Here is a 12,768-nt window from a genome sequence, read left to right as displayed (position 1 = left end):
CGGCCCGCACCCCCCCGATACCCATTGGAGAAGGAAAACATGAGCGAGACGAAAGACGCAGCAGCACCGGCCGCCGCAGGCGCATTCAAGCCGAAGAAGTCGGTGGCGCTGTCGGGCGTGACGGCCGGCAACACCGCGCTGTGCACGGTTGGCAAGACCGGCAACGACCTGCACTATCGCGGCTACGACATTCTCGACGTCGCCGAATCGTGCGAGTTCGAGGAAATCGCGCACCTGCTCGTGCACGGCACGCTGCCGAACCTGACCGAACTGGCCGCCTACAAGGCCAAGCTGCGCGCGCTGCGCGGCCTGCCGAGCGCGCTGAAGGCCGCACTCGAACAGATTCCGGCATCGGCCCACCCGATGGACGTGATGCGCACGGGCGTGTCGGTGCTCGGCACCGTGCTGCCGGAGAAGGACGACCACAACCTGCCGGGCGCGCGCGACATCGCCGACCGCCTGATGGCGTCGCTCGGCTCGATGCTGCTGTACTGGTATCACTTCTCGCACAACGGCAAGCGCATCGAGACCGAAACCGACGACGACTCGATCGGCGGCCACTTCCTGCACCTGCTGCACGGCAAGACGCCGTCGAAGTCGTGGGTCGAGGCGATGCACACGTCGCTGATCCTGTACGCGGAGCACGAATTCAACGCGTCGACGTTCACCGGCCGCGTGATCGCGGGCACGGGATCGGACATCTACTCGGCGATCACCGGCGCGATCGGCGCGCTGCGCGGGCCGAAGCACGGCGGCGCGAACGAAGTCGCATACGAGATCCAGAGCCGCTACAGCTCGCCGGACGACGCCGAAGCCGACATCCGCCGCCGCGTCGAGAACAAGGAAGTCGTGATCGGCTTCGGCCACCCGGTCTACATGATCTCCGATCCGCGCAACAAGGTGATCAAGGGCGTGGCGCACAAGCTGTCGAAGGAAGCGGGCGACCTGAAGCTGTACGACATCGCCGAGCGCCTGGAATCGGTGATGTGGGACGCGAAGAAGATGTTCCCGAACCTCGACTGGTTCAGCGCGGTGTCGTATCACATGATGGGCGTGCCGACCGCGATGTTCACGCCGCTGTTCGTGATCTCGCGCACGTCGGGCTGGAGCGCGCACATCATCGAGCAGCGCATCGACAACAAGATCATCCGCCCGAGCGCGAACTACACGGGCCCGGAAGACCTGCAGTTCGTGCCGATCGAGAAGCGCTGACACGCCCGCCGCGCGCACCGGCGCCCGCGAGGCGGGCGGCCGGCGCGCGCGGCGCGTCATACCCCGAATTCCCGCCCCACATCATGAATACCGCCAACCGCAAACCCCTGCCCGGCACGTCGCTGGACTATTTCGACGCGCGTGCCGCGGTCGACGCGATCGCGCCCGGCGCCTACGACACGCTGCCGTACACGTCGCGCGTGCTCGCCGAAAACCTCGTGCGCCGCTGCGATCCGGCGATCCTCGCCGAGTCGCTGAAGCAGATCGTCGAGCGCAAGCGCGAACGCGATTTCCCGTGGTTCCCGGCGCGCGTGGTGTGCCACGACATCCTCGGGCAGACGGCGCTCGTCGATCTCGCCGGCCTGCGCGACGCGATCGCGGACGGCGGCGGCGACCCGGCGAAGGTGAACCCGGTCGTGCCGGTGCAACTGATCGTCGACCACTCGCTCGCCGTCGAATGCGGCGGCTTCGATCCGGACGCGTTCGCGAAGAACCGCGCGATCGAGGATCGCCGCAACGAGGATCGCTTCCACTTCATCGAGTGGACGAAGAGGGCGTTCGAGAACGTCGACGTGATCCCGCCGGGCAACGGCATCATGCACCAGATCAATCTCGAGAAGATGTCGCCGGTGATCCAGGCGCAGGATGGCGTCGCGTTCCCGGACACCTGCGTCGGCACCGACAGCCACACGCCGCACGTCGACGCGCTCGGCGTGATCGCGATCGGCGTCGGCGGCCTCGAAGCCGAGAACGTGATGCTCGGCCGCGCGTCGTGGATGCGGCTGCCCGACATCGTCGGCGTCGAGTTGACCGGCAAGCGCCAGCCCGGCATCACCGCGACCGACGTGGTGCTCGCGCTGACCGAGTTCCTGCGCAAGGAAAAGGTGGTCGGCGCGTACCTGGAGTTCCGCGGCGAAGGCGCGGCGAGCCTGACGCTCGGCGATCGCGCGACGATCTCGAACATGGCGCCCGAATACGGCGCGACGGCCGCGATGTTCTTCATCGACGGCCAGACGATCGACTACCTGCGCCTCACCGGCCGTAGCGACGAGCAGGTGAAGCTCGTCGAGACCTACGCGAAGGCGGCCGGCCTGTGGGCCGACACGCTGGCCGACGCGCAATACGAGCGCACGCTGACGTTCGACCTGTCGAGCGTCGTGCGCAACATGGCCGGCCCGTCGAACCCGCACAAGCGGCTGCCGACGTCCGATCTCGCCGCGCGCGGCATCGCCGGCCAGTGGGAAGACAAGCCGGGCCAGATGCCCGACGGCGCGGTGATCATCGCCGCGATCACGAGCTGCACGAACACCAGCAACCCGCGCAACGTGATCGCCGCGGGCCTGCTCGCGCGCAACGCGAATGCGAAGGGCCTCACGCGCAAGCCGTGGGTGAAGAGCTCGCTCGCGCCCGGCTCGAAGGCGGTTCAGCTGTATCTCGAAGAAGCGAACCTGCTGCCGGAACTCGAGAAGCTCGGCTTCGGCATCGTCGCGTTCGCGTGCACGACCTGCAACGGGATGTCGGGCGCGCTCGACCCGAAGATCCAGCAGGAGATCGTCGATCGCGACCTGTACGCGACGGCCGTGCTGTCCGGCAACCGCAATTTCGACGGCCGCATTCACCCGTATGCGAAGCAGGCGTTCCTCGCGTCGCCGCCGCTCGTGGTCGCGTATGCGATCGCCGGCACGATCCGCTTCGACATCGAGCGGGACGTGCTCGGCCACGGCCCCGACGGCCAGCCCGTCACGCTGAAGGACATCTGGCCGACCGACGAGGAGATCGATGCGATCGTCGCGTCGAGCGTGAAGCCCGAGCAGTTCCGCAAGGTCTACGAGCCGATGTTCGCGCGCAGCGCCGACGCCGGCGAGCGCGCGGCGCCGCTGTACGACTGGCGCGCGCAGAGCACCTACATCCGCCGCCCGCCGTACTGGGAAGGGGCGCTGGCCGGCGAGCGCACGTTGAAGGGCATGCGCCCGCTCGCGGTGCTCGGCGACAACATCACGACCGACCACCTGTCGCCGTCGAACGCGATTCTGCCGAACAGCGCGGCCGGCGAATACCTCGCGAAGATGGGCCTGCCGGAAGAGGACTTCAACTCGTACGCGACGCACCGGGGAGACCACTTGACCGCGCAGCGCGCGACCTTCGCGAACCCGACGCTGATCAACGAGATGGCGGTCGTCGACGGCGCGGTGAAGAAGGGCTCGCTCGCGCGCGTCGAGCCGGAAGGCAAGGTCATGCGGATGTGGGAAGCGATCGAGACGTACATGAATCGCAAGCAGCCGCTGATCGTGATCGCCGGCGCCGACTACGGCCAGGGCTCGTCGCGCGACTGGGCCGCGAAGGGCGTGCGGCTCGCGGGCGTCGAGGCGATCGCCGCCGAAGGCTTCGAGCGGATCCACCGCACCAACCTGATCGGGATGGGCGTGCTGCCGCTCGAGTTCAAGCCGGGCACCAACCGGACGACGCTCGGTATCGACGGCACCGAGACCTTCGACGTGATCGGCGAGCGCACGCCGCGCGCCGACCTGACGCTCGTGATTCACCGCAGGAACGGCGAGCGCGTCGAGGTGCCGATGACGTGCCGGCTCGATACGGCCGAGGAAGTGTCGATCTACGAGGCCGGCGGCGTGCTGCAGCGTTTCGCGCAGGACTTCCTCGAATCGTCGCAGGCCGCCTGAACGGCGCACATTGGGAACACAGACATGGCTCATATTCCTCAAATCAGGATTCCCGCCACTTACATGCGCGGCGGCACCAGCAAGGGCGTGTTCTTCCGGCTGCAGGATCTGCCGGATGCCGCGCAGGCGCCCGGCGCCGCGCGCGACGCGCTGCTCTTGCGCGTGATCGGCAGCCCCGATCCGTACGGCAAGCAGATCGACGGGATGGGCGGCGCGACGTCGTCCACCAGCAAGACGGTGATCGTGTCGAAGAGCACGCGGCCGGGCCACGACGTCGACTACCTGTTCGGGCAGGTCGCGATCGATCGCGCGTTCGTCGATTGGACCGGCAACTGCGGCAACCTGTCGGCGGCCGTCGGCCCGTTCGCGATCGCCGGCGGCCTCGTGGATGCGGCGCGCGTGCCGCGCGACGGCGTCGCGACCGTGCGGATCTGGCAGGCGAACATCGGCAAGACGATCGTCGCTCACGTGCCGATCGTGAACGGCGCGGTGCAGGAGACGGGCGACTTCGAGCTGGACGGCGTCACGTTCCCGGCCGCCGAGGTGCAGCTCGAATTCATGGATCCGGCCGCCGAGGAAGAAGGCGCGGGCGGCTCGATGTTCCCGACCGGCAACCTCGTCGACGATCTGGCCGTGCCGGGCGTCGGCACGCTGAAGGCGACGATGATCAACGCGGGCATCCCGACGATCTTCGTCGACGCCGAAGCGATCGGCTATACGGGCACCGAGCTGCAGGACGCGATTAACGGCGACGCGAAGGCGCTCGAGAAGTTCGAGACGATCCGCGCGCACGGCGCGTTGCGGATGGGTTTGATCGACACGCTCGACGAAATCGCGACGCGGCAGCACACGCCGAAGATCGCGTTCGTCGCGAAGCCGGCCGATTACGTCGCATCGAGCGGCAAGCGCGTGAATGCGGGTGACGTCGACCTGCTGGTGCGCGCGATGTCGATGGGCAAGCTGCATCACGCGATGATGGGCACGGCGGCGGTCGCGATCGGTACGGCCGCGGCGATTCCGGGCACGCTCGTCAATCTCGCGGCGGGCGGCGGCGAACGCAACGCGGTGCGCTTCGGGCATCCGTCGGGCACGTTGCGCGTCGGTGCGGAAGCGCGGCGCGAGAACGGCGAGTGGACCGTCACGAAGGCGATCATGAGCCGCAGCGCGCGCGTGCTGATGGAAGGCTGGGTGCGAGTGCCGGGCGACGCGTTCTGATCGACGTCGTCGGTACCGGTGAGGATCCGGGCGGCTTCGGCCGCCCGCGTCGTTTTCGTCAGCCGTGCAGGAAGCGGCGCAGCGCGTCGTGGCTCAGGCGGCGCGCCGTTTCCGAGATGCGCGCGCCGGGCACGATGTCGAACCCGTGTACGCCGCCGGGCAGCACGTGCAGCTCGGTCGGCACGCCCGCGCGGAGCAGGCGCTGCGCATAGTCGAGATTCTCGTCGAGGAACAGGTCCAGCGAGCCGACCGACAGGAACGTGGGCGGCAGGCCGTCGAGCCGCGTGGCGCGCGCGGCCGCCGCGTACGGCGACACGCCGTCGATGCCCGGCGCGTGACCGAGCAGCGCGGTCCAGCCGAACCGGTTGTTGGCCGCATGCCAGATGAATTCTCCGGCATGCGGATGCGGCGTGCGCGTGCAGGTGCGATCGTCGAGCATCGGATAGATCAGGTGCTGGAACGCGAGCGGGAATTCGCCGCGGTCGCGCGCCAGCAGCGCCAGTGCGGCGGCGAGCCCGCCGCCCGCGCTTTCGCCCGCCACGCCGATCCGCGCGGCGTCGACGCCGAGCGTGTCGGCGTGACGGAACACCCAGGCGAGCGCCGCATAGCAGTCCTCGATCGCGCCGGGAAACACGGTTTCTGGCGCGAGGCGGTAGTCGACTGAGATCAGCGCGCAGCCGAGCTGCATCACGAGCGACCGGTGCACCGCTTCGAGATCCTTCGCCGCGCCGCGCACGAAGCCGCCGCCGTGCAGGTGGATGATCGCCGGCAGCGGGCGCGCGTGGCCGTCGGGCAGATAGACGAGGACCGGGACGTCCGGCGCGCCGGCGGGGCCGGGCACCGTGCGGCGTTCGAGCGTGCTGCCGGCCAGGTCGGGCGGCGGCAGCGGCAGCACGCGCTGGCGCGACTGCGCGAGGTTGTCGGCGTCGAGCGTGACGGTCGGCCAGGTCTCGAGCAGCGGGCGGATTTCGGGATCGACGAGATGCAGGGTCTTCAATGCGGGGCTCCATCCTGGGAAGTGGGCGGCGCGCCGCGGTCACAGCACGCTACGTGCGACGACCCAGCGGTGCACCTCGGTCGGGCCTTCGAAGATGCGCATCAGTCGCGCCTCGGTGGCCATCTGCTGCAACGGCATTTCCTTCGTCATGCCCATCGCGCCGAGCGTCTGCATCGCATGATCGATGACGGTCCACGCCATTTCGGTCGCGAACACCTTGACCATCGAGATCTGCGTGCGGGCATCCTGCCCGGCATCCACGCGCGCGGCCGCTTCGTAGGTCATCAGGCGGCATGCGTGGATCTGCGTGAGCGCGTCGGCGACCCACCACTGGACCGCCTGACGCTCCGCGAGCGGCACGCCGAAGGTCGTGCGCTGCTTCGCATGGTCGCACAGCAGTGCCACCGCGCGCTCGGCGCGGCCAATGCACCACGCGGCCATCTCCAGCCGCCGGTTCGCGAGCCGGGCCTGCATCGGCGCGAAGCCGGCGCCTTCCCGGCCCAGCAGTTGCGCCGCGGGAATGCGGCAGTCTTCGAGCACGATTTCGTAGGTCGACAGCCCGCCGATCATCGGAATCCGGCGCTCGATGACGAAGCCCGGCGTGCCGCGATCGACGATGAACGCCGACATGCCGCCGCGCTTGCCCTTGTTGCGATCGGTCAGCGCCATCACGATCGTCCAGTCGGCCTCGGTCGCGTGGCTGATCCAGATCTTCCGGCCGTTCAGCACCCAGCCGTCGCCGTCGCGCACGGCCGTCGTTGACAGCGCGCCCGGATCGGAGCCGGCGCCGGGCTCGGAGATCGCCATCGCCGCACGCGTGGCGCCGCGTGCGTACGGTTCGAGATAGCGCGTGCGTTGCGCATCGTCGGCCGCGTCGCACAGCATCCGCAGGTTGGGCGAGTCGGGCGGCAGGATGTACGGGGTGACGGTCGTGCCGATCGCCTCGTTCACGCCGACCATCGCGACGGCCGGCAGATCCGAGCCGCCCGCGTCGAGCGGTGCGTCGAGTCCCCACAGGCCGAGTTGCCGGGAGCGCGCGTCGAGGTGCGCGCGTTCGTCGGCGAGCAGCCCGAAGCGCTGGCCGTCGGCTTCGCGCGCCATCACCGCCGCTTCGAGCGGAATCAGTTCGTCCTTCACGAAGCGTGCGACGAGCTCGCGGATCATCCGGTGTTCGAGTTCGAGTTCGAGTTCGAAATTCATCAGCGTGGGTCCGTATGGGGAGGAAGAAGTCGCGCCGTCAGCCGGCGGTCGCGTGCGCCGCCGCGCGGGCGCGCAGCGTGCCGAGCATGGCGAGCGCGCCGGCCGCCAGCAGCGCGGCATTGAGATAGAGCCCGCTGCGCATCGACCCGGTGGCCGTGTTGAGCACGCCCATCAGGAACGGGCTCGCGAACGCGCCGATCGCGCCGGTCATCGTGATCGCCGCGATCGCGACGGCCATCGTGCGCTTGGGCAGCGCGAGTCCCGGCAGCACCCAGAACGCGGGCAGCGCCGCGGCGTGCGTGGCGACCGCGACGCACAGCGCGATCATCAGATGCGACGTGCCGGCGCTGGTCGCGAGCGCGGCGAGCGCCGCCGCGCACGCGAGCATCGCGACGGCGCCGTGCTTGCGCCATTCGCGCCGGCGCTCGGTGCGCCAGCCCATCGCGAGCATGCCGACGATGCCGCACAGGTACGGGAGCGCGGACAGCAGCCCGATCTGCATCGCGCCATGCAGGCCGCCGCGATGCAGGATCACGGGCATCCAGAACACGAGCGCGTAGCCGGCGGCCGCGATCGCGAAATTGGTCGCGCACAGCAGCCAGAAATCGCGATGCGCAAGCAACGGCCGCGCCGCGTGCGCGGCCGGCGTACCGGCTTCGGCCTGCGCATGCGCGGCGCGCAGCGCGGCCTTGTCGGCGTCGGACAGCCAGCGTGCGTCGTCCGGCCGATCGTCGAGAAAGCGCAGCGCGACGAGGCCGAGCGCGCTGCTCGGCAGCCCTTCCACGACGAACAGCCATTGCCAGCCGCTCAGGCCGGCCACGCCGTCGAAGTACGACAGGATCGCGCCCGACACGGGGCCGGCGATCAGCCCCGCGAGGTACAGCGCGGTCATGAACAGCGCGAACGCCTTGGCGCGTTGCCGCGGTGGATACCACGCGCCGAGATAGAACAGGATGCCGGGGAAGAAGCCGGCCTCGAACACGCCCAGCAGGAAGCGGCACGCGTAGAACTGCGCGGGCGTCGCGACGAACATCATCGCGGCCGAGCCGAGGCCCCACAGCACCATGATCCGGGCGATCGTCCGGCGCGTGCCGATCCGCGCGAGCCACGCGTTGCTCGGAATCTCGAACGCCATGTAGCCGATGAAGAAGATGCCCGCGCCGAGCCCGTAGACAGTGTCGGAGAAGTGCAGTTCGGCGGCCATCTGCGCGTGCGCGAAGCCGATGTTGATGCGGTCGATGAACGACAGCGTGTAGCAGAGGATCAGGAACGGCAGCAGCCGGCGCGAGATCCGGCGGTAGAGCGCCTGCGGCGCGCCGTCGTCGACGGCGCTCGGGCGGGTCGAAAGGGGCGGGGTCATGGGCACTCCGTCAGAAGCGGTGGGCGAGGCCGAGCGCGAACACCTGCTCGGTGCCGCCCGGATGCGGTTGCAGACCGGCGACGACGGTGTTGCGGGCGTCGCCGCCGTTCTTCATGTAGAGATAGCGTGCGTAGAGCGACGTCCGCTTCGACAGCGGATGGTCGTAGCCGACGCCGAGCGCGGTCGCATCGTTCGCCGAGCCCTTCACGTCGCGGCGCACGAGCGACACCAGCACGCGATCGAGCGCGCCGACGCCGATCGACGCGCCGACGCTCGCGGTCGAGAACGCGGGCAGCCGCGCCGCCGTGCCGACGCCGTACAGGAACGCGGCGTACAGCTTGACCCGCGCGAACGCGTAATTGGCCGCGAACACGTAGTGGCGGGTCGTCGACGGGGCGACGACGGGCGCCAGGCTGCCGGCCGACGTGTCGCCCTGGAAGCCTGCGCCGACGTAGAGCCCGCCGATCCGGTACTGAAGCCCGGCGCCGTAATTGCGTCCGGCCTGCGTCGATAGCGCATTCGGCGTCGGAAAGCCGTACGTGGCCATCACGCGCAGGCCGTTCCAGTCGGGGCTCAGATACGACGCCGCCTGGTTGAAGCGCGGAATCGGCGGGGTCGTGTTGCTCGTGATCGTGTCGGTCGACGTCGCGAGCAGCGCGAGCGGCGACATCCGTTCGTTGAGCCCGAACGGATCGCCGTCGTACACGACGTAGAACGCGGGCGTGTATTGCCGGCCGAGCCGCAGGTCGCCGTAGCGCGTGTTCCGCAGCGACACGTACGCCTGCCGGTAGAACAGCGTGCCGCCCTGGAGCGATCCGTCGGCCGGCGAGAAGCCGCTTTCCAGCACGAATTTCGTCGACGTGCCGCCGCCGAGATCCTCGACGCCCGTCAGTCCGAAGCGGCTCGTCGACGAGCCGCCGCCGCTTTGCCGCACGCTCGACAGGCTGCCGATGCGATCGAATTCGACGTAGCTGTCGACGATCCCGTACAGCGTGACCGACGACGCGTGCGCCGACGTGGCGCACAGCACGCACGCGCCGACCAGGAATGCTTTCCGTTGCATGAAGGTGTCTCCGTCCATGTTTTTGGGGCGCGCCCGCGTTCTGGGAGCGGTGCGCGCCGGGTGCCGCGGTGCCGTGCCGGGCTCAGCGTCCCTTGAACACCGGCTTGCGCTTTTCGAGAAACGCGCGGGCGCCCTCGATCCGGTCCTCGCTCGCGTAGACGTCGGGGCCGACGTCCAGCCGCAGCGCGGCGGCCACCGGCAGCCCCTGGCTGCGCGTCGCGGTTTCCTTGATGCGGCGGATCGTGAGCGGCGCGTTCGCGGCGATCGTCAGCGCCAGTTCGCGCACGGTGTCGTCGAGCGCGGCGCCGGGCACGACGCGGTTCAGCAGGCCGGCGCGCCGTGCTTCGTCCGCATCGAAGCGGCGGCCCGTGAACAGCAGCTCCATTGCGATCGCGCGCGGCAACATGCGCGGCAGCAGCACGCTCGCGAAGTTCGCGCCCATGCCGACCCGCGCTTCGGGCAGCGCGAAGGTCGCGTGATCGGCGGCGATTCGCAGATCGCACGCGAGGGCGATTTCGCAGCCACCGCCGATGGCGTAGCCGTTGATGGCCGCGATGGTCGGCTTGCGCAGCTCCAGGATCAGCTCGTGCACGTTGCGCGCGAGCCCGCGCATCGGCTGCATCCCGCGTATCTCGGGATCGCCGAGGTCGACGCCGGCGCTGAACGCGCGTTCGCCCGCGCCGCGGATCACGATGACGCGAATCGATGGGGTGTCGTCGAGTGTGACGAGTTCGTCGCACAGGCGACGGATCGCTTCGGCGGACAGTGCATTGGCGACGTGCGGGCGATGGATCGTCAGCCACGAGATGCCGTCGGCGTCGTCGCGCAGGATCGACGGAGCATCGTCGCCGGTCGGCGAGGAGTACGAGCGCGGGGTGGTCATGACGCGCTCCCTGCGGCGTCCGCCCGCGTGTCGTGCAGCACGCCCGCCCGCCGTAACGCGTCGCGGTGCGCCGCATCGATCCCGAATGCGTCGAGCACGGCGTCGGTGTCGGCGGCGAACGGCCGGGGCGGCCGGCGAATCGCGCCGGGCGTGCGGGACAGCTTGGCGGGGATGCCCGCGCCGGTGTACGTATCGGTATCGACGAACATCGCGTTGCGCGCCGCCTGCGGATGGCCGAATGCGTCGGCCACGGTGTTGACCGGCCCCGTCGCGACGCCGGCGTGCAGCAGTCGCTCGACGACGTCGTCTGCATGCAGTTCGGCGGTCAACCGGCCGAGCAGCGTGTCGAGCGCCTCGCGATGCGCGACGCGCTGTGCATTGGTCGCGAAGCGCGGGTCGCGCGCCAGCTCGGGCACGCCGAGGGCCTCGACGAGCCGCGCGAACGTACGGTTGTTGCCGGCGCCCGTCGCGACCGGCTTGTCCTTGCACGGATAGACGCCGTACGGCGCGATCGCGCCGTACACGTTGCCGGTCGCGACGGGCACGTCGCCGGTCGCCATCCAGCTCGTGCTGACCGGATGCAGCATCGACAGCGCGGTGCTGAACAAGTCGATGTCGACGTGTTGCCCGAGGCCGGAGCGCGTCCGCTCGACGAGCGCGATCAGGATGGTGGAGACGGCGCTCAGGCCGGCCGCGTAATCGACGACCGGAAACGGCACCTTGAGCGGCATGCCGCCCGGCTCGCCGTTGATCGACATGAAGCCGGCGAGGCCCTGCGCGACGGCGTCGTAGCCCGGAAACCGCGCGAGCGGGCCGTCGGTGCCGTAGCCGGAAATCGAGCAGTGGACGAGGCGCGGAAAGCGCGCGCGCAGGCAGTCTTCGTAGCCGATGCCCCAGCGTTCGAGCGTGCCCTGCTTGAAGTTGTCGATCAGCACGTCGGCCGTCTCGAGCATGCGGAACAGCACGTCGCGCCCGTCGGGATGCGACAGGTCGAGCGCGAGATTGCGCTTGTTGCGGTTGAGACCCCAGTAGTAGCTGGAGATGCCGCTCGGCATCGCGGGCCCCCAGTCGCGCGTTTCGTCGCCTTGCGGCGGCTCGATCTTGACGACGTCCGCGCCGTGGTCGGCGAGCGTCTGCGCGCAGAACGGCCCCGCATAGACGCGGCTCAGGTCCACCACGCGCACGCCTGCGAGCGCGCCTTCGTTGTTGCTGGTCATGACGATGTCTCCTTCGTTGTGGATTCGACGGGCCGGCCGGCATGCGCCGGCTGCACGGCCGCGATGCGTCGCGGGTTCAGCCGCGCGCGGCGAACAGCGCGTTCACCGCCGCGCGATGTTCGGGGCTGGCGTGCGCGAACGCCTGGTACGACGCCGACAGGTCGAGCAGCGAGTCGAGGCTCGCGTGGCGGCCTTCGCGCAGCAGCCGCTTGGTCAGGCGCAGCGCGGTGCCGGAATGACGGGCGATGCGGCCGGCCAGTTCGTGCGCATGCGCGAGGAGGTCGCCATCGGGCACGACGCGCGACACGAGCCCGCAGCGCAGTGCGGCCTGCGCGTCCAGCGCGTCGCCGGTGAACGACATTTCCGCGGCGACCGCGGCGCCGACGATCCGCGGCAGGAACCACGCGCCGCCGTCGCCCGGCACGAGGCCGAGCGCGATGAAACTTTCCGCGAAGCGTGCGCGCTCGGCGGCGATGCGGATGTCGCACATGCACGCGAGGTCGGTGCCGGCACCGATGGCCGGGCCGTTGACCGCCGCGATGGCCGGCACTTCGAGGTGCTGGAATGCGTGCGCGAGCCGCTGGATGCCGCGGCGATAGCTGGTCCGGATCGCGGCGGGATCGTGCGGGCCCGCTTCCGCGAACGCGCGCATCGCCTTCACGTTGCCGCCCGACGAGAACGTCGTGCCGGCACCGGTCAGGATCAGCACGCGGATCGATTCGTCGCGGTTCGCTTCGTCGCAGCAGTCGGTCAGTGCGTCGATCGCGTCGGTGTCCGAAATGGCGTTGCGGGTGTCGGGACGGTTCATCGTGACGGTCAGGATCGCGCCCTGCCGTTCACGGATCAAAAACGCTGCCATGGTGTCTCCGTATGTTCGGTGCCGCGGGGCTTCACGCCGCGGGCCGAAGCCTAGTATCGTCACGACGGTTGGCGGCGGGAAATT

The 12,768-nt window shown here is 69.7% G+C and carries 10 protein-coding genes; 3 read left to right on the top strand and 7 right to left on the bottom strand.

Annotated features, from left to right (window positions below):
• Nucleotides 1-39 precede the first annotated feature (39 nt).
• The 3 genes from prpC to prpF all read left to right on the top strand — a co-directional run bounded on the left by prpC (nt 40) and on the right by prpF (nt 5,105).
• Nucleotides 40-1,212: a 2-methylcitrate synthase gene (gene prpC / locus WS61_RS04930; protein ID WP_059499502.1), complete on the top strand. Its 1,173-nt coding sequence runs from the start codon at nt 40-42 to the stop codon at nt 1,210-1,212.
• Between the two features lie 83 nt (nt 1,213-1,295).
• Complete coding sequence (acnD, locus tag WS61_RS04925; RefSeq protein ID WP_059499501.1) at nt 1,296-3,890, top strand: Fe/S-dependent 2-methylisocitrate dehydratase AcnD; 2,595 nt, start codon at nt 1,296-1,298, stop codon at nt 3,888-3,890.
• A gap of 24 nt (nt 3,891-3,914) precedes the next feature.
• Nucleotides 3,915-5,105, top strand: coding sequence for a 2-methylaconitate cis-trans isomerase PrpF (gene prpF / locus WS61_RS04920; protein ID WP_059499500.1), 1,191 nt, complete (start codon nt 3,915-3,917; stop codon nt 5,103-5,105).
• Nucleotides 5,106-5,163: 58 nt separating this feature from the next.
• Here the strand turns inward: prpF and WS61_RS04915 are convergent, their stop codons facing one another.
• The 7 genes from WS61_RS04915 to WS61_RS04885 form a co-directional block, all read right to left on the bottom strand.
• Nucleotides 5,164-6,102, bottom strand: coding sequence for an alpha/beta hydrolase (locus tag WS61_RS04915; protein ID WP_059499499.1), 939 nt, complete (start codon nt 6,100-6,102; stop codon nt 5,164-5,166).
• 39 nt (nt 6,103-6,141) lie between these two features.
• Complete coding sequence (locus tag WS61_RS04910; protein ID WP_059499498.1) at nt 6,142-7,302, bottom strand: acyl-CoA dehydrogenase family protein; 1,161 nt, start codon at nt 7,300-7,302, stop codon at nt 6,142-6,144.
• Between the two features lie 37 nt (nt 7,303-7,339).
• A complete protein-coding gene (locus tag WS61_RS04905; RefSeq protein WP_059499497.1) occupies nt 7,340-8,662 on the bottom strand; it encodes an MFS transporter in 1,323 nt (440 codons plus the stop codon).
• Nucleotides 8,663-8,672: 10 nt separating this feature from the next.
• Nucleotides 8,673-9,725 carry a porin gene (locus WS61_RS04900; RefSeq protein WP_059499496.1) on the bottom strand — a complete coding sequence of 351 codons (1,053 nt, stop codon included), beginning with the start codon at nt 9,723-9,725 and terminating at the stop codon, nt 8,673-8,675.
• Between the two features lie 82 nt (nt 9,726-9,807).
• Nucleotides 9,808-10,608, bottom strand: coding sequence for an enoyl-CoA hydratase/isomerase family protein (locus WS61_RS04895; protein WP_095211598.1), 801 nt, complete (start codon nt 10,606-10,608; stop codon nt 9,808-9,810).
• Complete coding sequence (locus tag WS61_RS04890) at nt 10,605-11,825, bottom strand: CaiB/BaiF CoA-transferase family protein (protein ID WP_059499495.1); 1,221 nt, start codon at nt 11,823-11,825, stop codon at nt 10,605-10,607. Before WS61_RS04890 ends, WS61_RS04895 begins: the two co-directional genes overlap by 4 nt.
• A gap of 76 nt (nt 11,826-11,901) precedes the next feature.
• Nucleotides 11,902-12,684, bottom strand: coding sequence for a crotonase/enoyl-CoA hydratase family protein (locus WS61_RS04885; RefSeq protein WP_059499494.1), 783 nt, complete (start codon nt 12,682-12,684; stop codon nt 11,902-11,904).
• Between the last annotated feature and the right edge of the window lie 84 nt (nt 12,685-12,768).

Origin of the sequence: Burkholderia sp. ABCPW 11 (assembly GCF_001523445.1) — a bacterium.
Taxonomy (GTDB): domain Bacteria; phylum Pseudomonadota; class Gammaproteobacteria; order Burkholderiales; family Burkholderiaceae; genus Burkholderia.
This window is presented reverse-complemented; position numbering and strand designations above follow the sequence as displayed.